This window comes from Burkholderia sp. AU32262 (assembly GCF_020419985.1).
In the GTDB taxonomy this organism is placed as follows: domain Bacteria; phylum Pseudomonadota; class Gammaproteobacteria; order Burkholderiales; family Burkholderiaceae; genus Burkholderia; species Burkholderia semiarida.
Genome location: NZ_JAIZRS010000006.1, coordinates 64,459 through 86,091, shown reverse-complemented (window position 1 = coordinate 86,091; position 21,633 = coordinate 64,459). Strand labels below are relative to the sequence as shown.

Sequence of the window (21,633 nt, the reverse complement as noted above, 5' to 3'; positions counted from 1 at the left end):
GCGCCGGCCGGTTTGCTTGCGGTTCATCGCGTTCCGAGGTCAAGCGTCGACGACGAGCGCCGGATCGAGCGCGCGGATGCGCTGGTCGATGAAGTAGCCGCCGCCTTCCTGGTAGCGCAGGAACAGGCGGCCGCACGCGCGGCAGCGGCTGACGGTGCAGCGGTTGTACGGGAAATGGCGCGGCGCGATCGGTGCGTCGTCCGATGCGTAGCGCGTGCCGGCCGGATGATATTCCGCATAGGTCGGCTCGGCCTCGCCCGGCGCGACGAGCGTGGCCACTTCGGTCAGTTGCGTGTCCGGCAGCGACAGCGGCAGGGTCGTCCAGCCGGCGAGCGAGGTCCTCGTGCATGCGCACGGCTGCGTGACATGCGCGGCTTCGGCCGTCAGTTTCAGCAGCGCGTCGTGATCGACGTAAGGCAGTGGGCTCATGGGCAATCGGGAAAGGGCGGCAGGACCTGCAATGTAACCCGCGTGCGGCCTGGCTGCATGGCCGTGACGCGCCCCGCGCATCGTGTGCGATCAGCCTGCCTTGCGCACCGGCGGCTGCGCGACCAGTTCGCCGAGCACGCGGATCGCGCGTTCGATGTCGCGGCTCCACGGGTGGCCGAAGTTCACGCGCACGCAGCGCTCGAAGCCGTGCGCGGCCGAAAAGAGCGGCCCCGGCGCGAAGCTGATGCCGCGAGCGATCGCCTGGCGATGCAGTTCCATCGCGTCGATCGCGTCGGGAAACGCGAGCCACAGAAAATACCCGCCGTCGGGCCGTACCCATTCGACGCCGGCCGGCAGCCAGCGCCGCAGCGCGTCGTCCATCCGGTCGAGCTGCGCGTGCAGCGCGCCGCGCAGCTTGCGCAGGTGCCGGTCGTAGCCGCCGTGCTCGAGATAGTTCGCGATGCCGGCCTGTGCCGGAATGCTGGCCGACAGCGTCGTCATCAGCTTGAGCCGCTGCACCTTCTCCGCGAACCGGCCGGCGGCGGCCCAGCCGATCCGGTAGCCGGGCGCGAGCGTCTTCGAGAACGAACTGCAGTGCATCACGAGGCCATGACGGTCGAACGCGCGCGCGGGCAGCGGGTAGTCCGGGCCGAAATGCAGCTCGCCGTACACGTCGTCCTCGATCAGCGGCACCTCGCGCGCCGCGAGCAAGTCGACGAGCGCGCGCTTTTTTTCGGTGGACAGCGTGACGCCGGTCGGATTCTGGAAATTGGTCATGAACCAGCACGCGCGGATGTCGTGCCGGTCGAGCGCGTTCGCGAGCGCATCGAGATCGAGGCCCGTGCGCGGATCGACGGGAATCTCGACCGCGCGCAGGTCGAGCCGCTCGATCGCCTGCAGCGCCGCATAGAAGCCGGGCGCTTCGACGGCGACGACGTCGCCGGGCCGCGTGACGGCCATCAGGCACAGGTTCAGTGCTTCGAGTGCGCCGTTCGTGACGACGATTTCGTCGATCGGCTGCGAGATGCCGGTGGCGAGATAGCGCCGCGCGATCTGTTGGCGCAGCGCTTCGCTGCCGGGCGGCAGGTCGACGACGGTGCTCCACGGGCTCACGAGCCGCGCAGCTTGCGCGAGCGACTTCGCCAGACGCGGCAGCGGAAACAGTTGCGGCGCCGGGAACGCGGACCCGAGCGGCACGATGCCCGGCTGCGTGGCCGCATCGAGCACGGAGAACACGAGGTTGCTGATGTCGACCTTGCGCGTGGCGCCGACGCGGCGCGTACGGCGCTTCGCCGCCGGGCTCGCGGCCGGTTGCGCGCCCGGCGCGACGTAGTAGCCGGAGCGTTCGCGCGCGCGGATCAACCCCCACTGTTCGAGCAGGTAATACGCGCGAAACACCGTCGACTGGCTCACGCCATGCTGCGCGATGATCTGCCGCAGCGACGGCAGGCGCGTGCCGACGGCGAGGTTGCCGTTGCGGATGTCGTCGGCGATCGTATGGGCGAGGGTTTCGTAGCGTTTCATCGGCGTGGGCGGAGCGCGTCGCCGCCGTGCACGGGCCGCAGCGGCGCCGCGCCGGCGGGCGCGGCCCATTGTCCGATGCGCGGCCCGAAAAGGAAAGCGCGGCTGTTCCGGCCGCGCCGTCCCGCGGCGTCAGGCCGCGTTCGGCTCGGCGTTGCGCCCGCTGCCGCCGCGCCGCAGCGGCGGCAACGGCTCGACCTTGCCGACCACGAACAGGTACGACAGTGCACCGACCACGCACAGCGCGCCGGCCACCGCGAGCGGCACCACGAACGAGCCTTTCGTGATCGACAGCATCACGCCGGTGAAGGTCGTGATGAAGATGCCCGCGAGATTGCCCGCGAAGTTCTGGATGCCGCCGAGCGAGGCGACGTGCGCGGGCGTCGGCGCGACTTCGCCGACGAGCGTCCACACGTTGGCGCCGGCGAACGACAGGCTGGCATACGCGAGTGCGAACAGGCCGAGGCAGGCCCAGTCGTTTTCGACGAACGCGGACAGCGCGATCGACGACGACAGCAGCATGCCGAACACGAGGCAGGTCTTGCGCGCGGCGGTGGCGCTCCAGCCGCGGCGGAACAGGCTGTCCGACACGTAGCCGCCGAGCCAGCCGCCGGGAATCGCGAGCAGCGCGGGCAGCATGCCCCACGTGCCGAGCGACGCGAGCGAGAAGCCGCGCGACTGCAGCAGGTAGCTCGGGAACCACGTGATGAAGAAGTAGATCGCGAAGTTCAGGCAGAACAGGCCGATCATCATTCCCCACACGGTGCGGTAGCGGAACAGGTCGAGCCACGACACCTTCGGGCCGTCGGTTGCGGCCGCAACCGTCGGCGCGCCGCGTTGCGCGAGCAGCGCGTCGACGGCGTCCGGCGCGATCGCGCGATAGCGTTCCGGATCGCGATAGACGAACCACCACGCCAGCGCCCATACGATGCCGATGCCGCCCGTGATCACGAACGACCCGCGCCAGCCGACCAGCGAGATCAGCCACGCGACGAGCGGCAGCGACAACGCCGAGCCGACGCGCGAGCCGCTGTCGAAGATGCTGCTGGCCAGCCCGCGCTCGCTGCGCGGGAACCAGTTGAACGCGACCTTCGCGAACGAAGGGATCGCGGCCGCTTCGCCGACGCCGAGCATCAGCCGTACGCCGACCAGTTGCGCGAGGCCGCGCGCGGCGCCCGTCGCGACGGTGAACACCGACCACCAGCCGACGGCCAGCGCGAGGCTAACGCGCACGCCGACCTTGTCGATGAACCAGCCGGCCGGCAATTGCAGGAACGCATAGGTCCAGAAGAACGCGCTCAGCACGAGCCCCATGCCGACCGCGTCGAGGCCGAGATCGGCACGGATGCTGGGTGCGGCGATCGCGAGGTTCGCGCGATCGATGAAGTTGATGACGTTGGCCAGGAAGCACATCAGGATCATGGCCCATCGGATGCGTGGCATGCAGGTGTCTCCGTGCGGAATGTCGTGGCGGGCGACCGGCGATCCGCTGCGCCGGCCGCCTCGAAAGGCGGATTACCGCGACGCTTGCGGTGCGCGGTCGAACTTCGTCAGCGCTTCCCACAGGCCGTTCAGGTAGACCGCGCCGAGCGCTCGGTCGTAGAGGCCGTAGCCGGGCTTGCCCGTTTCGCCCCAGATCATGCGGCCATGGTCGGGGCGCACGTAGCCGGTGAAGCCGGTGTCGTGGTACGCCTTCACGATCGCGGCGATGTCGAGCGAGCCGCAGCTCGACAGATGCGCGGTTTCCTCGAAATCGCCGTTCGCATCGACCTTCACGTTGCGGATGTGCGCGAAATGGATGCGGCCCATCGCGCCGAACTCGCGCACGAGCGCTTCGACGTCGTTCTCGGGGCCCGCGCCGAGCGAGCCCGAGCACAGCGTCAAGCCGTTCGCGGGGGAATCGACGAGGCGCACGATCCGCGCGAGATCGTCGCGGTTCTTCACGATGCGCGGTAGCCCGAAGATCGGTCGCGGCGGATCGTCGGGGTGGATCGCCATCTTCACGCCGGCTTCCTCGGCGACCGGAATGATCGCCTTCAGGAAGTATTCGAGGCTGGCCCACAGCGTGTGCTCGTCGACGTCGCGGTAGTCGGCGAGCAGCGCCTGCAACTGTTCGGGCCGGTAGCTCGAATCCCAGCCGGGCAACGCGATGCCGTCGTTCGGATCGATCCGGTCGACCGCGTCGGTGCTGAATGCGAGGCAGGTCGAACCGTCGTCGAGCGTCTTCGACAGCTCGGTGCGCGTCCAGTCGAACACGGGCATGAAGTTGTAGCAGACGACGCGGATGCCGGCCGCGCCGAGATGGCGGATCGTCTGCCGGTAGTGGTCGATCAGGCGGTCGCGGCCCGGCTTGCCGAGCTTGATGTCCTCGTGCACGGGCACCGACTCGACGACGTCGAACTGCAGGCCGGCGCGTTCGATCGTCGCCTTCAGCGCTTCGATCTTGTGCGCGGGCCAGACCTCGCCCACCGGTTCGTCGTAGATCGCGGACACGATATGCGTGACGCCGGGGATCTGGCGGATGTATTGCAGCGAGACCGGATCGGACTCGCCGTACCAACGGAAAGACATCTTCACTGGAGCGGCTCCTGGCTGGCGGTTCATGCGTCGGACGGCCGGGGCGGCGGCGTGCCGGCCCGTCGTCGGTATGCGGATTATGATTGGTATGCCAGTTGTGCGGGATAGTGGTTTACCAGTTGTTCGGGCGAACGCTGGCCCGTGTGACGTTTCCGGAAGCGCCAGACAAGGCCCGCCAACGGTCGAACCGGGTGTGTCGTACAAATTGGTGTACCATTTTGACGATCCGGCGCCGCAGCGGCGCCGGCCAGCCTGTTGCGAGCCTTCCGATGACCGATCTTTCCAGCCTGCCCGCCAGCCGCGACACCGATGCCGCGGACCGCTCCTATATCGGCCTCGCGCGGCAGATTCACGCGATGGTGGCCGCCGGCGCGTTCGAAGCCGGCGCGCGGCTGCCGTCGGAGCGCAGCCTGGCCGACCAGTTCGGCGTGAGCCGCACGCAGGTGCGCGAGGCGATCATCGCGCTCGAGGTGCAGGGAATCGTCGAGGTGCGGATCGGCTCGGGCATCTATGTGTCGGCGGCCGATGCCGCGCGGCCTGTGACGTTCGAAGTACCGCGCGGCCCGGGGCCGATCGAGACGCTGCGCGCGCGGGCTGATCGAGGCGGAAGTCGCGGCGCTCGCGGCGACCGAACGCAAGGATGCCGATCTCGACCGCCTGTTTTTCTCGCTGACGACGATGCGCGAGCAGATGAACGACAAGGCCGCCTATGACGCCGCCGATCGCCAGTTCCATCTGCGAATCGCGGAATCGACCGGCAACACGGTGCTGCTGCACATGGTCACGGCGATGTGGGATTGTGCGCGCAGCGATCCGCTGTGGGACAAGATCGAGGAGCACTTTCACTCGACCGCGCTGCGCGAGGCGTCGCAGGACGATCACCAGCGCATCTTCGCGACGATCATGGCGCGCGACGCGAACGGTGCGCGCGACGCGATGCGCGCGCACCTGTCGCGCGTGATCGCGGAATTCACGCAGGCCTGGCGCTGACGTTCGTCTTCGCGACCCGACACGGGCCTGTGTAATCGCGTCGCATTTGCCGTCCGCGGCCCGCGAACGCGCGCCGTGTGCGGCTTGTTCCAATTGCGCGACCGTGCGTTTTATGGTCTCGTTGCGGGATATCGCATCGACTCGAAAAAGGACAGTCGAATGCAGCCGGGCGATTCACACGGGGTCCCATTGATCAGCGGAATTGGCGCACCCAGGCGCGCACGCGGCGCCGTGCGCGCGCTGCTCGTCATATTGACGCTGGGCTTGCTGGCGCCCGTGCCGCCCACCTTCGCCGCCTCTCCCGAAACCGCCAACGACAACGTGCTGCGCGTGCTGGCGTGGCCCGGTTATGCCGACAGCGATATCGTCAGCGCATTCGAGGCGCAGTTTCATGTGCGCGTCGAGGTGACGCTGGTCGATTCCGACGAAGCGCTGTGGGCGCGCATGCACAGCGCATCGCCGCCCCCGTACGACGTGCTGGCCGCGAATACGGCCGAGATCCAGCGCTATGCGCACGAACACCTGCTCGCACCGATCGACCTGCCGCGCGTCCCGAACCGGCGGCGGCAGTTGCCGAATTTCCAGCAGCTCGCGACGATCGGCGGCCTCGTGCAGGACGGCGCGTCCTACGCGATTCCGTTCACGTATTCGTCGATGGGGCTGATCTACGACCGCAAGCAGGTGCCGGCCGCGCCGCGCTCGATGCGCGAGTTGTGGAATCCGCGCTATCGCGGCAAGGTGCTCGACTTCAACAGCGCGCAGCACAATTTCTCGTTTACGGCGCTGGCGCTCGGCTATCCCGACCCGTTCCGCCTGTCGCCTGCGCAGACGCTTGCCGTCGCCCGCAAGCTGATCGACCTGCGCCGCAACCTGCTGACGTACTACACGCTGCCCGAGGAGGCGACCGCGCTCTTTGTCCAGCATCGCGCAGCGCTGATGTTCGGCAACTACGGCACGCAGCAGGTCGAGCAGTTGCGTCGCGCCGGCGCGGACGTCGGCTACGTGATCCCGGACGAAGGCGCGCTGGCATGGCTCGACTGCTGGGCCGTCACGCGCGGCGCGCAACGTCCCCAGCTCGCGTTCGCGTGGATCAACTACATGCTCGAACCGGCGATCGGCACGCTGCTCACCGAGCGCCAGGGTCTCGCGAACACGCTCGAGCCGCCTCGCGGCGTGGAGACCGGGCGCCAGCATCTCGTCTGGATTCAGCCCGTGGAGGACATCGCGCGCCGCGAATCGCTGTGGAGCCGCATCGTGTCGGGCGACCGGCCGGAGCAGTTCGGAAAATGATCCGGCTCGGGCTCACGTCGAAGCTGTCGGTGCTGTTCGCATGCATCGGCGTGATCGCGTCCGGCACGACCGGCTACTACGCGTATCGCGCCAACCGCGCGATGCTCGTGCAGGAAGCGCAGCACAGCCTGCTGATGTCGACGCAATTGCTCGGCCAGCGCTTCACGACCGCGCTCGCCGACGTGGCCGACGATGCGCTCGTGCTCGCGCAGTTGCCGTCGTCCGCGTTCGTCGCGGGCACCGACCACCCGGACAACGCGAGCCGCATGCGGCTCGAGCAGGTGTATTACAGCTTCATGAGGAATCATCCGGAATACCTGCAGATCCGCCTGATCGCGAGCGGGCATTTCGGGATCGAACGCATTCGCCTCGATCGTGATGCGCGCGGCATCGTCGTGCTGCCCGAAAGCGTATTCCAGGAGAAAGGACAGTTTTCCTACGTATTCGATACGCTCGCGATGGCGCCCGGTCATATCTACCTGTCGCCGATCGCGATCAATCACGAGACGGGCGCGCATGCGGCGCAAGGGCTGCCGATCCTGCGCGTGGGGACGCCGGTGGTCGACGCGTCGGGCCAGACGGTCGGCGCGCTCGTCGTCGACGTCGAGCTGTCGCGCGTGTTCGACCGGCTCGAACGCGACTTGCCGCGAGACTACGGGGTCTATCTCGCGAACGAGTGGGGCGACTTTCTCGTGCATCCCGATTCGTCACAGACGTTCGGCTTCGATCGCGGCCGGCGCGTGCTGATGCAGGATCGCTTCGCGGCCACGCGCGCGCTGTTCGACAGTGCGCGCACGAACGTGACGCTCAACGGCCTCGCGCAGCCCGACGAGGCGCCGGGCCAGATGTTCGCGTTCGTGCGTACGCCGTTCGGGCACGACGACGGCAACCGCTTCGTCGTGCTCGGGATGGCCCGCCCGCTGGGCGACGTGCTCGCGCCGGCCGGCATGCTGGGCGAACGGATCGTCAGGATGGTGCTCGTATCGAGCATGCTCGCGGTGATCCTTGCGATCCTGTTCGCGCGTGCGATCACGCGGCCGTTGCAGACGCTTGCGCGCGCGGCGACGCATGTGTTCGACGATCCGGCCGCCGAGCGGCTGCCGGTCGAGCGTGCCGACGAGATCGGCGTGCTCGCGCGCTGTTTCGAAAGCATGCGCGTCGAGATCCGCACGCAGGTCGCGATGCTGCGCGCGAAGCAGCAGGAGCTCACGCATCTCGCCGGCCACGATCCGCTGACCGCGCTGCCGAACCGTATGCTGTTCATGGAGCATCTGGACGCCGCGATCCGGCACGCGGCCGCGGTACGCGAAGGGCTGGCCGTCATGTTCGTCGACCTGGACGGGTTCAAGCAGATCAACGACCAGCTCGGACACTCGGCCGGCGATCGCACGCTGGTCACCGTTGCGAAGCGGTTGACCCACGTGCTGCGCAGCGGCGACATGGTGGCCCGGCTGGGCGGCGACGAATTCATCGTGCTGCTCTCGGACGTGCATTCGCCGGCGGTGATCGGCGATGTCGCGACGCGCATCCAGATCGTGATGGCCGAGGAACTGGAGTTCGACGAACGGCGCGTGGCCGTCGGGGCGAGCATCGGTGTCAGCGAGTTCCCCGCGGACGGCGCGTCGGCCGAGGAACTGCTCGTCAAGGCCGACGCGGCGATGTACGCGGCCAAGGCGTCCGCGCAGCGCGCATGCGTGCGCTACCAGGATCTGATTCGGGGCAGCGCGCCGGACGAGACCGGCCGCGTCGCGTCGGGCGGCCGCTGACGGCGGGCCGAAACGCGAAGAGCCCGTCGCGGGACGGGCTCTTCGCCGTGCGGGCTGCGCGCGCAGGGCGCGCGGCGGCGCGCTTAATGGCCGAAGTAGACCGAGTCGTGCCGGCTTTGCACCCGCACGGCCGGTGCGCCGCTCTCGCCGGTCGCGGCCGGTTGCGAACCGAAGCCGCTGTTGTCGACGCCGCGCACGCGGGCTTCCGCGGCCTGGACGTCGGCCGGGTAGTACGGGCTCGACTGGCTCGGCTTGTAGCCGGCGTTTTCGAGCTGGACCAGTTCATTGCGCACCTGGGCACGGGTCACGGTGCTTTGTGCGAATGCGCCGAACGAGGCGGACAGGGCGACGGCGGCTGCGACTGCGGAAACGAGCGATTTCATGATGACCTCCGGTGTTTATTGGCTTTCCGCGTTCGACGCCATGTCGTCAGCGGTTGAATACATCGTAGGCGCGGGGTCACCTAGGGTAAACGTGAATTTGAGTGAAAGATCGTTGCTTTCGCGGTAACAATGCCGCGACCGAACCCCTTCTGTCCCCACGCTGTATTACGGGGATTGAACGGAGTGGCGGGAGAGTGAAAGGGCGGGATGTCGCGCGGGCGCGGGCGCCCGGGCGTCGAAGGGCCGGCGACCGTCGCGCGGCGGCACGGCTCGCGCCAGGGTGCCGGCTCAGACCCCGTCGTCGTCGATTTCCTTGCGCTCGCGGCGCTCCTCGTTGCCGCGACGCGCGCGCAGCCGCTGGCGCGACAGGACCGCGATCACTTGCTGGGTCGGCGCGCCGGACGGCAACTCGTTGCGGATGCGATCGGGGACCATCGGCAGGCCCGCGCGCTGCCGGCGCAGCGCCTTGGCGATTGCCCGGCGGCATTCGTCGCCGTGGCAATCCCATTCATCGCGGATTCTCAGGCAATAACGGCATTGTTCCATCCGGCTAGTCTAGCGCGTCTTCGGGAATGAAGCAGGACGTGGTGCCGGACGCCGGCGGCGCCGGGCGTGGCAGTCGTTCAGTCGGATTGAAGTGCATCATCGAATGGTGCGGCGTGGCGACGCGTGGCTGTCCGCTGCCTGACCGCAGGGCCGGTTCAATATAATTCAAGAGAACGCGGCATACCATGCACAGAATACATGCCCTCGAACAAGGAAACCCGATGACGCTTGCCCAGTTGCAGGCCCTGGCTGCGGTGGTGGAGCTCGGCTCGCTGACGGCCGCGGCAGACCGGCTCAGCCGCAGCCAATCCGCGATCAGCCACGCGCTGACGGAGCTGGAGGACATCACGCAGATCAAGCTGCTCTGGCGCGACCGGCAGCCGGTCGTCCTGACGGCGGCCGGCGAACGCCTGTGGCCGTATGTGCAGAGCGTGGTGCGGGAAGCGCAGATGCTGCGTCAGCAGTTCAGCCTGGCGCGCGGCAAGCTCGAAGGAAAGCTGGTGGTCGCGTCGCTGCCGAGCGTCTCGCTGGCGTTCGTCGTTCCCGCGCTCGAGGCGTTGAAGGCGATGCACCCGGGCGTATCGGCGGTGCTGCTCGAAGGCACGGACAGCGAAGTCGAAGGGTGGATCGACGACGGGACGGCCGACGTCGGCGTGGTGGCCGGCACGAAGACGTTCGCGCACAACCTGCCGCTGCTCGACGAGGATTTCGTCGCGGTGGCGGCCGCCGACATGTTCGCCGGCCGCAAGAGCGTGTCGGCCAGGCAGTTGGCCGCGGCGCCGTTCATCTTCTCGAAGGCCGGGTGCGGGCCGGTGATCGCGGATTACTTCGCGCGCGGCGGCGCGCCGCTTCGGGCGGCGTTCAACGTGGTCGAGATGCGCACCATCCTGTCGATGGCTGAAGCCGGCATGGGCGTGTCGATCGTGCCGCGCATCACGCTCACGTACACACCGTTCGGCGGCCGCGTGCTGGCCCTGTCGCCGCGGCTGCATCGGTCCGTGCGGCTGGCGTGGAATACCGCCGGCAACGCGGTCGCCGACGCGTTCGTGCGGCTCGTCGACGCGCAACGTGCGAAAGCGGAAAAGACGATTCGCACGCGCGCGAAAAAGGGCAGGTAGCGGCCGGCCGCAAGATGAACGGCGCTCATGGGCCGCTTGCAGTTTATTCATGCCGACGACGGCCGCGATGCAATACATTGTTCGCACCTCGTGATCGTCGCCCTGAAGGAGCGTGCCGTGCCTGCCTTGCCCACCCTGTTTGCGTTCGGACTCGTGTCGCTCGGCATGGTGCTGACGCCCGGACCGAACATGATCTATCTGGTTTCGCGCTCGATCTGCCAAGGCCGCCGCGCCGGGCTGGTGTCGCTCGGCGGCGTCGCGCTGGGATTCGTGTTCTACATGGTCTGCGCGGCAGTGGGCATCACCGCGCTGGTGATGACCGTGCCGTATGCGTACGATGCGCTGCGCGTTGCCGGCGCGCTGTATCTCGCCTACCTCGCGTGGCAGGCGCTGAAGCCGGGCGGGCGCTCCGCGTTTCAGGTCAGGGAGTTGCCGCACGACAGCCGCATCAGGTTGTTCGCGATGGGCTTCATCACGAACCTCGCGAACCCGAAGATCGCGGTGATGTACCTGTCGTTGCTGCCGCAGTTCATCGTGCCGGGGCACGGCAGCGTGCTCGCGCAATCGCTCGCGCTCGGCTGCGTGCAGATCGCGGTGAGCGTCAGCGTCAACGCGCTGATCGCGTGCGCGGCCGGTTCGATCGCGGGCTTTCTCGCGGGGCGGCCGCTCTGGGCGGCGGTTCAGCGCTGGCTGATGGGGACGGTGCTGGCCGGGCTGGCGATGCGGATCGCGCTCGAATCGCGAAGCTAGCGCGGTGGACGCGGCTCCGAGCACGGCCGGTCGCGATCCGGCCTGCCGTCAATGCCCCGGCCATCGTCACCCGTGGCAATTGCCCTCGGCCTGCTTGCTCGTCCGCACGGGCTTGGCCTTGTCACGACGCCGGCCGCGTGTCGCGAGCCAGCACAGGATCGACCCGCCGCACACCATCGACGCGCCTTGCCAGAATTCGGCGGACAGCGGCGCATCGAGCAGCATCGCGGCGAGGGCAGCGGCGAGCACCGGCGTGAAGTACGATGCGCCGACGATGATCGTCACGTTGCCGTGCATGATGCCGGTGTTCCAGGCCGCATAGCCGAAGCCGAGCGCCGACGCGGCCAGCACGAGATACACGACCGCGTGCCAGCTGAACGTCATGGCGCCGCCGCCTTCGATCGCGAACTTGATCCAGAGCACCGCGGCGACCAGCATGAAGAATGGCGTGACGCCGTTCCTGCCGTCGGCGAGGCGCGCGGTCACCGTGCAATAGCCGGCCCAGATCAGCGCGCCGAAGAACGCCAGCCCGTAGCTGAGCGGATTGTCCGCGACGTTGCGCAGCATGCCGGCCGGATCGAGCCCCTGGTCGCCGCCGAGCACCCGGCAGATGCCGAGCATCGACAGCAGGACGCCCGGCACGACCAGCAGGTTCGCGCGCTGCTTGTTGAACACGATGGCGGCGACCAGCGTGAGGCTCGGCCACAGATAGTTGACCATCGCGACTTCGATCGCTTGCTGACCGTTGCGCGCATAGCCGATCGACAGCGACAGGCATACCTCGTACGACACGAACAGCAGCCCGCCCCAGAGCAGATAGTTTTTCGGGAATCGGCTCAGGTCGGGGAAGCCGATCGAGAACAGCAGCAGCACGGACGCCACCGTATAGATCATCGCCGCGCCGCCGGTCGCGCCGAGGCTTTCGCTGACCCCGCGAACGAGCGCGACCACCGACGCCCATAACAGCACCGCGCCGAGCCCGAGGAGCGTTGCCTGGTTCTTGCCTTTCATGCTTGCTGCGTGTTTCAACATGCCCATTCGATTTCGGATGATTCGGGTCGGCTCGCGCGTGCTGTTGTCGCGAGCAGCGGTACCAAGCGAAGGTTCCGCCGGAAACGCGCATTTTACGGGGGCGCGGCCGTTGCGGCGTTGCAGCCGCACGGGCATGTATGACGGATTCGGTCGCGCGAACCGATCACGCGTCGTCGATGCGCCACGGTGCGCCAATTTCCGACAACGCGGGTCGATCGAGTCGAGCATCGCGTTCGCATCGGGCCGAGCGTGGTGACAAGGAGGAAACCGGCTTCGTCGATCGACAGATCGATCAGCGGCCAGCCGCCGGCCGCATCGCGAACTTCAAGCCGCCGTTCGTGTGGATCGACGTCGACGTCGCCATGCGCTTGTCGCGGCACATGGCGATGGCATCGAATGCGGCGGCCGAAGGCGGCGTGTGAATGCGGTATTCGAAACTCATCTGCATGGGGCGGTGTGCGAGGCGGGCAGTCTAACTCGCGCCGGGGTATTCCGTTCTCGACGGCAACGCGTCGGACGTCCGCCGCAGCGGGCGCCCGACGCGGCGATCACCGCTCGTGCCGCTTCTTGCTCAGCTCGATCGTCTCGAACAGTTCGTATTGCGCGGTTGGCTGCTGGTCGGCGCCCGGCGCGTGGTAGTAGCGCATCGTGATCGTCGTGTGGCCGCCCGGCTTGCCCGGATCGTGGTCGAACACCGCGATCCCGTAGCTGGTGCCCGTATCGCGGCGCGCGGACCAGATCGCATCCTCGAGCGCATCGGCCGGCTGGCGCACGAACGTGTTCGGCGCGGTGCCCGGCACCGGCCGGTTCGGCTTCGTGAACACCTTCGCCTGCGCGAAGCCGGTCGACGGGTTTTCGCCGTACACGTCGAGCGGCGCGCTGGTGCCGCCGCCGCCGAGGATCAGGTGGATCGTGCCGTGGCTCGTGTCGAACGTCGTGCGGCCGGGATCGTTCGAGCCGACCGGGCGCGGCTGCAGCGTTTCGACCACTTCGCCGGTCTTCGCATCGACGCCCGCGCGGTGATTGCAGCCGCGCACCGGATAGCTGCGCTCGTAGTCGTGATCGTGGCCGCACAGCACGAGATCGACGCCGTAGCGGTCGAACAGCGGCAGCCACGCTTCGCGAATGCCCTTGTCGGACCCGTTGCCCGTCTTCGACGAACTGAGCGCGTCCTGGTGCATCTGCACGACGATCCAGTCGATGTCGTCGTCATGCGCGGCGTGCCGCAGCGTGCGTTCGAGCCAGCGTGTCTGCTCGCCGTTGCTGTAGCCGCGCACATAGAACGACGTACCGGGCTCGATCGGCGGGCGGCCGGTGCTCGCGGCCGGCACGAGCGGCGCCGGGCCGCCGACGAACGCGGCGGCATCCTGGTACACGACGTCGTCGGCGTCGAGCGACACGAACAGCACCGAGCTCACGCGGAAGCTGTACCAGCGGCCCGGGAAGTGCGTGCCGTTCTCCGGCAGCGTGTAGCGGGCGAGGTACGAGTCGATCCCCTGCGGACCGTTGTTGAATTCGATCTCGTGGTTGCCGGGGCACGGCATCCACGGGCGATTCGCGGCCGACGTCTGGTTGTTGTTGCCGAAATCGCGCCAGACGTCGGGCTGGTGCGCGGGGTTCAGGTTCGCGTAGCAGAGGTCGCCGTTCAGCAGGTGAAACAGCGGCTGGAACTGCTCGACCGCCTGCACCGCGAAGCGGCTCTGCGGCGACGACAGCACCCACGCGCCGTTCGGCGTCGCGAGGTCGCCGTAGCTCGTGAAACGAAACGGTGCGCGGCCGCGCGGCGCGGTCGAGAAATTCGCGGAGAACGGCTGCGCGGCATGGCTGTCGTTGTCGGCCGTGATCTCGTAGCGGTGGCGCGTATCCGGCTTCAGCCCGTGCACGCGCGCGTGGTACGTGAACACCGTTTCGCCGTTCAGGCCGTCGGTGTACAGGCGCTGGACGCCGTGCACGGTGCGCGCCGGCTCGCCGTCGGCGACGATGCGCGCGCGCGGGTTCACGGCCGGCGCGAGCGACGCCCACGAGATCACGACTTCGGACGTCGGGTCGTTGCCCCACGTCAGGTGAACCTGTTCGGGCGTGCCGTCCGGGTTCGACGCGCCGGCGCGGGCAGCCGCGAGCCCGCCGGCGGCGGTGGCGAGGCCGGAGACGCCGGCGAGTTTCAGGAAGCCGCGACGCGACACGGAGGCGGCCGGCTCGTTCGGCTGGTCAGGGAGAGTGTCCTGGTTCGACATGGTCGGTGTTTTCGTTGATGGGGCGCGAGGTGGGGAACCGTGCGGCCATGCGCGAGCACGGCCGGGGCCTGGGCCGGAAACGAGCGGGATCCCGGTCGCATGCATTGTCGAAGGGCAGTTTTGCCGCGGTGTGACAGTACCGCGACCCGGCGTCTGCGGCGGTCGATGTGCAAGGGTGCGTGTCGCGGCCTCCGATCTGCTCCCGCGCCCGTTCGCTGTCTCCGAAATTATTTGCCGACACCGCGACGGATTTCTCCTGCCTGCTCCGTTTAACGCATGAACGACCGCTTCTGGTCGATGCCCGTTATTTCGGAGTCTTTCATGAAACTTTCCGTTCCGTTGCGATTGGCTGCCGGATGCGTGGCCGCGCTTGCGGCGTCGGCGGCATTCGCGCAGGCCGTCATCGTCGCGCCTTACGCGCCGCCACCGCCGCGCGTCGAGGTGATGCCAGCGCCCCGTGCGGGTTACGTATGGGATCAGGGCCACTGGCACTGGCGGCAAGGCCGCTACGTATGGATTCCGGGCCACTGGCAGGTCGTGCGGGTCGGTTACCACTGGGTGCCCGGACACTGGGCCGCGCGCGGCCCGGCCTGGCGCTGGGTGCCGGGTCACTGGGCCTGACGCGCAGGCCGCCGCCCGGCATGCGATGCCGGCGCAGCGGATTTTCCACGCAATATCGTGAGCCGAAGCGATGCCTTTTCGAACCATCGTGATCGTGGCGGCCGCAGCCATCGTGCTGGCCGGCTGCGTCGTGGTGCCGGCCCGTCCGGTGTATTACCGGCCCGCGCCGGTCGTCGTATATTGAGCGCGCCGGCCGACGCTCGCGCGGCCGGCTGACGGGATCGACATGCGGCGCGAACCGGACGTCGATGAAACGGATATGGCCGACACCGTGTGCCATGCCGGGCGCGACGCGCGCGGCGTTGACGAACGGTCGGCATGGCGCCGTCCGGCGCCGGCCCGACGCATGCAAGGAGAGCACCACGATGAGCTTCAGCCGGGCGGCGGTTCCCTCTGCCGTGACAGTGCAGCGCTCGCGCGCCGCTCGACGGAGCCGGCGGCGTTGAGCGATCGCGGCGACCGCGATCCGGACGCGGAACTCGTCGCGCGCGTCGGCGCGCGCGATTCATCGGCGGTGCGCGTGCTCGTCGCGCGCAAGCTGCCGCGGCTGCTCGCATTGGCGACGCGCATGCTCGGCGACCGGAACGAAGCCGAGGACGTCGCGCAGGAGACGTTCTTGCGAATCTGGAATCAGGCGCCGCGCTGGCGCGAAGGCGAAGCCCGCTTCGACACGTGGCTGCATCGCGTCGTGCTGAACCTGTGCTACGACCGGTTGCGCGGCCGGCGCGAGGAGCCCGTCGATACGCTGCCCGACGTGCCCGACACGCAACCGGAGCCGGCTGCGCATGCGGAACTGCGTTCGCGCGACGCGCGCGTGCGCCAGGCCCTGGCTGCATTGCCGCCGAGGCAGCGGGAAGCGCTGGTGCTCCAGTACTATCAGGAAATGTCGAACGTGGAAGCGGCCAACCTGATGGGCATCACCGTCGATGCGCTGGAAAGCCTGCTCGCCCGTGCGCGGCGCAATCTGCGCGCGCAACTGGCCGGCGACCCACCTAGCGAGGACAAGCGATGACACCCGAACGATTTCGCACCATCGTCGCCGCGTACGGCTCGGACGCGCGGCGCTGGCCGGCCGCCGAGCGCGCGGCCGCCGAGGCGTGGGCGCACGCGAACCCGCGCGACGCGCTGCTGGCGCTCGACGATGCGGCCGACCTCGATGCGTGGCTCGCGTGCGATACGGTCGAGCCGCCGGCGCCGTCGCTCGTCGAGCGCATCGTCGCGACGGCGCCCGCGCCGCGGCGCGCACGCCGGCGCGGCGCCGTATGGTGGTCGGGCGCGGCGTTCGCGGGCGTCGGCCTGGCCGGTGCGCTCGCGGGCGCGGTGGCCGTGTCGATGCTGATGCTCGGCAGCGCGCCGCCGGCGCCGCACGAGCCGGGCTATCTGACGACGACGTTCGGCAGCCCGAGCGTGGACGGGAGCGACGAATGACCGAACGCGGCTGGAAACTCACCCTCGTCGGCTCGGTCGTGCTGAACGTGTTCATGCTCGGCGCGATCGGCGGCGGCGCATATCAATGGTTCTCGACGCATCGCGACCTGCATGCGGGCGGCACGCCCGCGCAGCGCACGGCGTTGCGTTTCGCGGCGGACGAATTGCCCGATGCGCGGCAGCGCGAGTTCGCCGCCGCGCTGAAGGCGGCGCGCAAGAGCGGCCGCGATTTCGCGCGCGAAGGGCGCGACGGCCGGATTACCGTGCTGGACCTGCTCGCCGCGCCGCAACTCGATCGCGCGGCGATCGATGCGGCGCTCGAGCGCACGCGCGCGGCCGACACCGCGATGCGTGCGCAGGTCGAGCGCAGCGTCGTCGATTTCGCGGTAACGCTGACGCCCGACGAGCGCGTGAAGTTCGTCGACGGGTTGCAGCACAGCGGCAACTGGCGTCTGCCGCCGAAGCTGCGGAAGAAGCCGGACGCATCGGCGAGCGAGTAAGCCGCGCGCGGGCGGCACGCGACTCCGCGTATTGCTCGCGCGTCATGCGTGTGCCGGTTCCGGCGCATCGCCCGGGCGTTGTCCGTCGACGATGTGCGCCGCCGTGCGGCGAGATTTCCGCCCGCCGTTTCCCGATCACGAAAAATATTTTCCCGCCCCGCGACGGATTTCCCGGTGCGCTTGCGTTGAACGTGAGTACGCACCGCAAGAGAGCCCGTCATGGACCATCCGAACGACGCCACGCCGGCCGCGATCGCGCTGAACCGTTTCGGTCTCGGCGCACGGGCCGACGAAGCACCGCCCGCCGAGCCGAAGGCGGCACTCGTCGCGCAATTCGACCGCTACGACGCGCGGCCCGCCGCATGGGCCGGCGAGCCGGACGCGGTCACGCTTGCCACGCGCTTCGCGAACATCCGCAACGCGATGACGGGCGACGACGCGGCCGCGAAGCGCGCGACCGCGCAATCGATCCGCCGCGACAGCTACGACGCGTATCGAAGCGCCGTCGCCGCGCGCATGAACAGCGCGCTGACCACGTCCGCGCCGTTCGTCGAGCGTCTCGTGCATTTCTGGGCGAACCATTTCGCGGTATCGGTCGACAAGGGGCAGGTGGCCGCGTATGCGGGCGCATTCGAACGCGACGCGATCCGTCCGCACGTGCTCGGCCGGTTCGAGGACATGCTCGTCGCCGTCGAGCAGCATCCCGCGATGCAGGTGTTCCTCGATCAGGCGCGCTCGGTCGGCCCCGACAGCCCGGCCGCGCTGCGTGCGCAGGCACGCAATCCGTCGGCGAAGCGCGGGCTCAACGAGAACCTCGCGCGCGAAATCATGGAACTGCACACGCTTGGCGTGCGTACCGGTTACACGCAAACCGACGTGACGGAATTCGCCCGTGCGTTGACCGGCTGGAGCATCGCCGGCGGGCGCGGGCCGCAGCCGGGCGATGCGGCGCCCGGCGCATTCGTGTTTCGCCCGAATCTGCACGAACCGGGCACGCGCACGGTGATGGGCCGCACCTACGATCAACCGGGCGAAGCGCAGGCGCGCGCGATCCTGCATGACCTCGCGCGTTCGGAGGCGACGGGCCGGCACATCGCGTTCCAGCTTGCTCGTCATTTCGTCGCCGACAACCCGCCGCCCGCGCTGACCGACCGGCTCGCGCGCGCATTCGCCGCGAGCGGCGGCGATCTGCCGACCGTCTATCGCGCGCTCGTCGATGCGCCCGATGCGTGGGCGCCGGTCAACCGCAAGTTCAAGACGCCGTGGGAGTGGGCCGTATCGTCGCTGCGCGGGCTCGGCTGGCGCGACACGGGTGATCTCAAGGCCGAGCCGCTGCTCGCGCAGCTCGGCCAGCCGGTGTGGCGGCCGGGCTCGCCGGCCGGCTACGACGACGTCGCCGCGAGCTGGGCCGCGCCCGACGCGCTCGTGCGCCGCGTCGAGAGCGCGCAGCGTCTCGCCGCGCGTACGGGCGACCGGCTCGACCCGCGCACGCTCGGCGACACGCTGCTCGCCGGTTCGATGAGCGCGCCGACCGCGACCGCGCTCGCGCGCGCCGAAAGCGCGACGACGTCGCTCGCGCTGCTGCTCGTGTCGCCCGATTTCCAACGGAGATGACCATGGCACTGTCCCGCCGACAATTCCTCAGCGTCGCCGCCGCCGGCGCGGGCGCGATCCTCGTCGCGCCGCGAATCGTATTCGCGAATGTCGAAACCGACCGGCGCTTCGTGTTCGTGATCCAGCGCGGCGCGGCCGACGGCCTGAACATCGTCGTCCCGTATGCGGAGCCCGCGTATGCGTCGCTGCGCGGCCCGCTTGCGATCGACACGGCGGCAACGCGGCTCGACGGCACGTTCGCGCTGCATCCGTCGCTCGCGCAGACCGCGCAGTTATACCGCGACGGCCACGCGCTGTTCGTCCATGCGATCGCGTCGCCGTATCGCGACCGCTCGCATTTCGACGGCCAGAACGTGCTCGAAACGGGCGGCCGTGCGCCGTACCAGGTGAAGGACGGCTGGCTGAACCGGCTCGCCGCGCTGCTGCCGGCGACGCGCGACAGCGCAATCGCGTTCGCGCCGACCGTGCCGCTTGCGCTGCGCGGCACGGTGCAGGCCGCGTCGTATGCGCCGTCCGGTTTGCCGGCCGCGCCGGATGATCTGCTCACGCGCGTGTCGGCGCTCTACGAAGCCGACGCACAGCTCGGCCCGTTGTGGCAGTCGGCGATGGAAGCGCGCGGCCTCGCCGGCGATGCGCATGCGCGGCAGGACCCGGCCGGCGTCGGCAAGCTCGCCGCGACGTTTCTCGCGCGCGACGACGGGCCGCGGATCGCGATGATCGAGACGGGCGGTTGGGATACGCACAGCGCGCAGAACGCGCGGCTCGCGAATCAGTTGAAGGCGCTCGATACGATGCTCGCCGCACTGCGCGACGGCCTCGGGCCGGCATGGCAGCAGACCACGGTGCTGGTCGCGACCGAGTTCGGCCGCACGGCCGCGGCGAACGGCACGGGCGGCACCGATCACGGGCAGGCGTCGGTGGCGATGCTCGCGGGCGGCGCGGTCGCAGGCGGACGTGTGATCGCCGACTGGCCGGGGCTGCGGCCCGGCGACCTGTACGAAGGGCGCGACCTGAAGCCGACCGCGTCGCTCGACGCGCTGATCGCGGGCGCGGCCGCCGACAGCCTGCGGCTCGATCCGGGCCGCACCGCGTCCGCGTTGTTCGCGGAAAGCGGCGCGACACGGCCGATGAGCGGCCTGATTCGCGGGGGCGCGTGACGCGGTGCATGCCGCGCGCGGCCCGATCAACCCATTACACAACAGGGAGAAATCGACAATGAAGATCCGATCCGTTTCGCTGGCCATGCTGGTGGGCGCAAGTGCCGCGCTGATGTCCGCCTGCGTGGTCGAGCCCGTGCGGCCACCCCAGCCCGCGCCCGTCGTCGAGGTGGCGCCGCCGCCGCCCGCGCCCGGCTATCGGTGGGCGAAGGGGCATTACCGGTGGGCCGGCAATCACTGGGCGTGGGTGCCGGGGCACTGGGTCGCCGTGTACTGACACGGCACGCGTGTCGACGCGTCGCGCGGCGAGCTCGACATGCGCGCGGCAAGCAATCGTGCGAAGTGCAACCACGACGCGTTTGGGGCGGGCTCGACCTCGTTCACCGAGTCGCGGTGCGCCGGCCAGGTGTTCAGTCCCACCCGATCCGGTGCTTCTCTTCCGTCTCGCGATGCCGCCAGTCGTCGTCCGCGTGAAGATACTGGCTCGTCGTCGTGAGCGACACATGCCCGAGGTTGTCGCGCACGAGCCGCAGGTCGACGCGGCCGTCGGCCATGTGCGAGCCTGCACTGTGGCGTAGCCAGTGCGCGGACGCCTGTTCGAGCACGCGCGCCGCCTGTTCGCCGGCTTCGCCGTTCGCGCGCAGCCGATCGGCCGCGTACCGGAACACCTGCTTCACGATCCGGTGCAGCGCCGCGCGCGTGAGCAGCTTGCGCGCCTGGCCGACCGGCAGCACGAGCGGCGTCGGTTCGCCGGCAAGCGGCAGCGCGGGCAGGCCATGCGCGCGCCGGTAGCGCGCCAGCTCGGCCATCATCTCGTCGGTGGCCGGCACGAGCCGCTGCCGGCCGCCTTTGCCCGTCACGTCGAGCCACCAGCGCTCGTGCCCGTTCGCGTCGCGCCGGCAGAAGAACTGCCCCATCGTCGTATCGGCCGCTTCGGTGATGCGCAGGCCGCCGAGATACAGCAGCGTGAAGAGCCACCGCGCGCGATCCGCATGGACGCATGCGCGGGCATCGTCGCGCGGCATCGCGGCGATCGCGTCCTTCACTGATTGCCACAGCGGCTGCCCGAGATGACGCGTGACCCGCGGCGCGGGCCGGCGCTGCCGCTGTCGCGACAACGCGAGCGGGTTGCCGGCCAGATAGCCGGCCTGCACGAGCCACGAGAACATCACGTTCAGGATCACCAGCGCCTGTCGCTGGCTGGCCGCCGACAGCGGCCCGTAAAACGGCCGCCAGCGCGGATCGTCGCGCGGATGCTTGCGGCCGCCGTTCGCGCACCACAGGTCGGCCGGCGCAGGCGCGAGCAGGAATTGCCGGTAGACGACGAGATCCTCGTGCGTGAGCGACGACAGCGGCTTGCCGCACGCGATCACGGCCCACAACAGCAGGCGCTCGGCTTCCTTGCGGTAGTTCTGGAAGGTGGTCGGCGTATCGACGAAGCGGGCGAGCCACGCGCGCACGGCGTCGAGGTCGTTGGTCGCGGCGATCTGCGGATGCGTGCTGCCCGAGCGGTTGGTGCCCGTGCGTCCGTCGAGTGCGGCCGGCACGGCGAGCGTATCGATCGGCAGCGGGCGCAGCGCGGTGTCGGACGAAGCGGATGAGGTCATGCGAAGGAAACGCGCCGCGCGAGCCGCGCGGGCGTGGCCGGGCGAACGAAGGCAGCGCGCCAAAGCGTAT

21 protein-coding genes and 1 pseudogene are annotated in these 21,633 nt (G+C 69.3%); 13 read left to right on the top strand and 9 right to left on the bottom strand.

Annotated elements, in window-relative coordinates:
• Window positions 1–39 precede the first annotated feature (39 nt).
• The 4 genes from LGN10_RS09020 to uxuA all read right to left on the bottom strand — a co-directional run bounded on the left by LGN10_RS09020 (window position 40) and on the right by uxuA (window position 4,527).
• Window positions 40–429 (bottom strand): hypothetical protein, encoded by a 390-nt coding sequence (locus LGN10_RS09020; RefSeq protein ID WP_226222928.1) that lies wholly within the window; start codon window positions 427–429, stop codon window positions 40–42.
• Window positions 430–519: 90 nt separating this feature from the next.
• The gene (locus LGN10_RS09015) at window positions 520–1,953 is read right to left on the bottom strand and encodes a PLP-dependent aminotransferase family protein (RefSeq protein ID WP_226222927.1); all 1,434 of its coding nucleotides are present in this window, start codon (window positions 1,951–1,953) and stop codon (window positions 520–522) included.
• A gap of 129 nt (window positions 1,954–2,082) precedes the next feature.
• Window positions 2,083–3,393, bottom strand: coding sequence for an MFS transporter (locus LGN10_RS09010; RefSeq protein ID WP_060009368.1), 1,311 nt, complete (start codon window positions 3,391–3,393; stop codon window positions 2,083–2,085).
• Between the two features lie 72 nt (window positions 3,394–3,465).
• Window positions 3,466–4,527 (bottom strand): mannonate dehydratase, encoded by a 1,062-nt coding sequence (gene uxuA / locus LGN10_RS09005; protein ID WP_226222925.1) that lies wholly within the window; start codon window positions 4,525–4,527, stop codon window positions 3,466–3,468.
• Window positions 4,528–4,796: 269 nt separating this feature from the next.
• On the opposite strand from uxuA, the pseudogene LGN10_RS09000 reads away from it, so the two are divergent.
• The 3 genes and pseudogenes from LGN10_RS09000 to LGN10_RS08990 all read left to right on the top strand — a co-directional run bounded on the left by LGN10_RS09000 (window position 4,797) and on the right by LGN10_RS08990 (window position 8,573).
• Window positions 4,797–5,517 (top strand): annotated as a pseudogene (locus LGN10_RS09000) (FadR/GntR family transcriptional regulator).
• Window positions 5,518–5,676: 159 nt separating this feature from the next.
• Window positions 5,677–6,807 carry an ABC transporter substrate-binding protein gene (locus LGN10_RS08995; protein ID WP_059585059.1) on the top strand — a complete coding sequence of 377 codons (1,131 nt, stop codon included), beginning with the start codon at window positions 5,677–5,679 and terminating at the stop codon, window positions 6,805–6,807.
• The gene (locus tag LGN10_RS08990; RefSeq protein WP_059585060.1) at window positions 6,804–8,573 is read left to right on the top strand and encodes a GGDEF domain-containing protein; all 1,770 of its coding nucleotides are present in this window, start codon (window positions 6,804–6,806) and stop codon (window positions 8,571–8,573) included. The genes LGN10_RS08995 and LGN10_RS08990 overlap by 4 nt, the downstream gene beginning before the upstream one ends.
• Before the next feature lie 83 nt (window positions 8,574–8,656).
• Here LGN10_RS08990 and LGN10_RS08985 read toward each other — a convergent pair whose 3' ends face one another.
• Together LGN10_RS08985 and LGN10_RS08980 are read right to left on the bottom strand one after the other, a co-directional pair.
• Window positions 8,657–8,956: a DUF4148 domain-containing protein gene (locus LGN10_RS08985; RefSeq protein WP_059585061.1), complete on the bottom strand. Its 300-nt coding sequence runs from the start codon at window positions 8,954–8,956 to the stop codon at window positions 8,657–8,659.
• A 288-nt stretch (window positions 8,957–9,244) separates the two neighbouring features.
• Entirely contained in the window at window positions 9,245–9,502 is a 258-nt protein-coding gene (locus LGN10_RS08980) for a hypothetical protein (protein ID WP_059585062.1), read from the bottom strand.
• Window positions 9,503–9,723: 221 nt separating this feature from the next.
• On the opposite strand from LGN10_RS08980, the gene LGN10_RS08975 reads away from it, so the two are divergent.
• On the top strand, window positions 9,724–10,620 hold the full coding sequence (locus tag LGN10_RS08975; protein ID WP_226222923.1) for a LysR family transcriptional regulator: 897 nt from the start codon (window positions 9,724–9,726) through the stop codon (window positions 10,618–10,620).
• A gap of 117 nt (window positions 10,621–10,737) precedes the next feature.
• A complete protein-coding gene (locus LGN10_RS08970; protein ID WP_226222921.1) occupies window positions 10,738–11,370 on the top strand; it encodes a LysE family translocator in 633 nt (210 codons plus the stop codon).
• A 66-nt stretch (window positions 11,371–11,436) separates the two neighbouring features.
• Here LGN10_RS08970 and yddG read toward each other — a convergent pair whose 3' ends face one another.
• Window positions 11,437–12,381 carry an aromatic amino acid DMT transporter YddG gene (yddG, locus tag LGN10_RS08965; RefSeq protein WP_226222914.1) on the bottom strand — a complete coding sequence of 315 codons (945 nt, stop codon included), beginning with the start codon at window positions 12,379–12,381 and terminating at the stop codon, window positions 11,437–11,439.
• A 158-nt stretch (window positions 12,382–12,539) separates the two neighbouring features.
• Here yddG and LGN10_RS08960 point away from each other — a divergent pair, with 158 nt between their 5' ends.
• A complete protein-coding gene (locus LGN10_RS08960) occupies window positions 12,540–12,824 on the top strand; it encodes a hypothetical protein (protein ID WP_226222912.1) in 285 nt (94 codons plus the stop codon).
• A 126-nt stretch (window positions 12,825–12,950) separates the two neighbouring features.
• Here LGN10_RS08960 and LGN10_RS08955 read toward each other — a convergent pair whose 3' ends face one another.
• Window positions 12,951–14,636 carry a purple acid phosphatase family protein gene (locus tag LGN10_RS08955; protein WP_226222911.1) on the bottom strand — a complete coding sequence of 562 codons (1,686 nt, stop codon included), beginning with the start codon at window positions 14,634–14,636 and terminating at the stop codon, window positions 12,951–12,953.
• A gap of 321 nt (window positions 14,637–14,957) precedes the next feature.
• Between LGN10_RS08955 and LGN10_RS08950 the strand changes: the two genes are divergently transcribed.
• The 7 genes from LGN10_RS08950 to LGN10_RS08920 all read left to right on the top strand — a co-directional run bounded on the left by LGN10_RS08950 (window position 14,958) and on the right by LGN10_RS08920 (window position 20,233).
• Window positions 14,958–15,257, top strand: coding sequence for a YXWGXW repeat-containing protein (locus LGN10_RS08950; protein WP_059639951.1), 300 nt, complete (start codon window positions 14,958–14,960; stop codon window positions 15,255–15,257).
• A 226-nt stretch (window positions 15,258–15,483) separates the two neighbouring features.
• The gene (locus tag LGN10_RS08945) at window positions 15,484–16,269 is read left to right on the top strand and encodes an RNA polymerase sigma factor (protein WP_081059141.1); all 786 of its coding nucleotides are present in this window, start codon (window positions 15,484–15,486) and stop codon (window positions 16,267–16,269) included.
• The gene (locus LGN10_RS08940; RefSeq protein WP_060310888.1) at window positions 16,266–16,685 is read left to right on the top strand and encodes a hypothetical protein; all 420 of its coding nucleotides are present in this window, start codon (window positions 16,266–16,268) and stop codon (window positions 16,683–16,685) included. Before LGN10_RS08945 ends, LGN10_RS08940 begins: the two co-directional genes overlap by 4 nt.
• Window positions 16,682–17,185, top strand: coding sequence for a periplasmic heavy metal sensor (locus tag LGN10_RS08935; RefSeq protein WP_226222909.1), 504 nt, complete (start codon window positions 16,682–16,684; stop codon window positions 17,183–17,185). Before LGN10_RS08940 ends, LGN10_RS08935 begins: the two co-directional genes overlap by 4 nt.
• 219 nt (window positions 17,186–17,404) lie before the next feature.
• Window positions 17,405–18,799 carry a DUF1800 domain-containing protein gene (locus LGN10_RS08930; protein ID WP_226222907.1) on the top strand — a complete coding sequence of 465 codons (1,395 nt, stop codon included), beginning with the start codon at window positions 17,405–17,407 and terminating at the stop codon, window positions 18,797–18,799.
• A 2-nt stretch (window positions 18,800–18,801) separates the two neighbouring features.
• Window positions 18,802–19,956: a DUF1501 domain-containing protein gene (locus tag LGN10_RS08925; protein ID WP_124862039.1), complete on the top strand. Its 1,155-nt coding sequence runs from the start codon at window positions 18,802–18,804 to the stop codon at window positions 19,954–19,956.
• 58 nt (window positions 19,957–20,014) lie between these two features.
• A complete protein-coding gene (locus LGN10_RS08920) occupies window positions 20,015–20,233 on the top strand; it encodes a YXWGXW repeat-containing protein (RefSeq protein WP_124657799.1) in 219 nt (72 codons plus the stop codon).
• A gap of 133 nt (window positions 20,234–20,366) precedes the next feature.
• Here the strand turns inward: LGN10_RS08920 and LGN10_RS08915 are convergent, their stop codons facing one another.
• On the bottom strand, window positions 20,367–21,563 hold the full coding sequence (locus tag LGN10_RS08915; protein ID WP_226222898.1) for a tyrosine-type recombinase/integrase: 1,197 nt from the start codon (window positions 21,561–21,563) through the stop codon (window positions 20,367–20,369).
• Window positions 21,564–21,633: the final 70 nt, after the last annotated feature.

What these genes read in the sequence shown, in the direction of transcription:
- LGN10_RS08980 (WP_059585062.1), bottom strand. Translation starts at nt 9,502, where the DNA reads ATGGAACAATGCCGTTATTGCCTGAGAATCCGCGATGAATGGGATTGC.
- LGN10_RS08975 (WP_226222923.1), top strand. Translation starts at nt 9,724, where the DNA reads ATGACGCTTGCCCAGTTGCAGGCCCTGGCTGCGGTGGTGGAGCTCGGC.
- LGN10_RS08915 (WP_226222898.1), bottom strand. Translation starts at nt 21,563, where the DNA reads ATGACCTCATCCGCTTCGTCCGACACCGCGCTGCGCCCGCTGCCGATC.
- LGN10_RS08960 (WP_226222912.1), top strand. Translation starts at nt 12,540, where the DNA reads ATGACGGATTCGGTCGCGCGAACCGATCACGCGTCGTCGATGCGCCAC.
- LGN10_RS08930 (WP_226222907.1), top strand. Translation starts at nt 17,405, where the DNA reads ATGGACCATCCGAACGACGCCACGCCGGCCGCGATCGCGCTGAACCGT.
- LGN10_RS08990 (WP_059585060.1), top strand. Translation starts at nt 6,804, where the DNA reads ATGATCCGGCTCGGGCTCACGTCGAAGCTGTCGGTGCTGTTCGCATGC.
- LGN10_RS09020 (WP_226222928.1), bottom strand. Translation starts at nt 429, where the DNA reads ATGAGCCCACTGCCTTACGTCGATCACGACGCGCTGCTGAAACTGACG.
- LGN10_RS09015 (WP_226222927.1), bottom strand. Translation starts at nt 1,953, where the DNA reads ATGAAACGCTACGAAACCCTCGCCCATACGATCGCCGACGACATCCGC.
- LGN10_RS09010 (WP_060009368.1), bottom strand. Translation starts at nt 3,393, where the DNA reads ATGCCACGCATCCGATGGGCCATGATCCTGATGTGCTTCCTGGCCAAC.
- LGN10_RS08945 (WP_081059141.1), top strand. Translation starts at nt 15,484, where the DNA reads ATGCGGCGCGAACCGGACGTCGATGAAACGGATATGGCCGACACCGTG.
- LGN10_RS08985 (WP_059585061.1), bottom strand. Translation starts at nt 8,956, where the DNA reads ATGAAATCGCTCGTTTCCGCAGTCGCAGCCGCCGTCGCCCTGTCCGCC.
- LGN10_RS08920 (WP_124657799.1), top strand. Translation starts at nt 20,015, where the DNA reads ATGAAGATCCGATCCGTTTCGCTGGCCATGCTGGTGGGCGCAAGTGCC.
- LGN10_RS08955 (WP_226222911.1), bottom strand. Translation starts at nt 14,636, where the DNA reads ATGTCGAACCAGGACACTCTCCCTGACCAGCCGAACGAGCCGGCCGCC.
- LGN10_RS08925 (WP_124862039.1), top strand. Translation starts at nt 18,802, where the DNA reads ATGGCACTGTCCCGCCGACAATTCCTCAGCGTCGCCGCCGCCGGCGCG.
- LGN10_RS08995 (WP_059585059.1), top strand. Translation starts at nt 5,677, where the DNA reads ATGCAGCCGGGCGATTCACACGGGGTCCCATTGATCAGCGGAATTGGC.
- LGN10_RS08935 (WP_226222909.1), top strand. Translation starts at nt 16,682, where the DNA reads ATGACCGAACGCGGCTGGAAACTCACCCTCGTCGGCTCGGTCGTGCTG.
- LGN10_RS08940 (WP_060310888.1), top strand. Translation starts at nt 16,266, where the DNA reads ATGACACCCGAACGATTTCGCACCATCGTCGCCGCGTACGGCTCGGAC.
- LGN10_RS08950 (WP_059639951.1), top strand. Translation starts at nt 14,958, where the DNA reads ATGAAACTTTCCGTTCCGTTGCGATTGGCTGCCGGATGCGTGGCCGCG.
- yddG (WP_226222914.1), bottom strand. Translation starts at nt 12,381, where the DNA reads ATGAAAGGCAAGAACCAGGCAACGCTCCTCGGGCTCGGCGCGGTGCTG.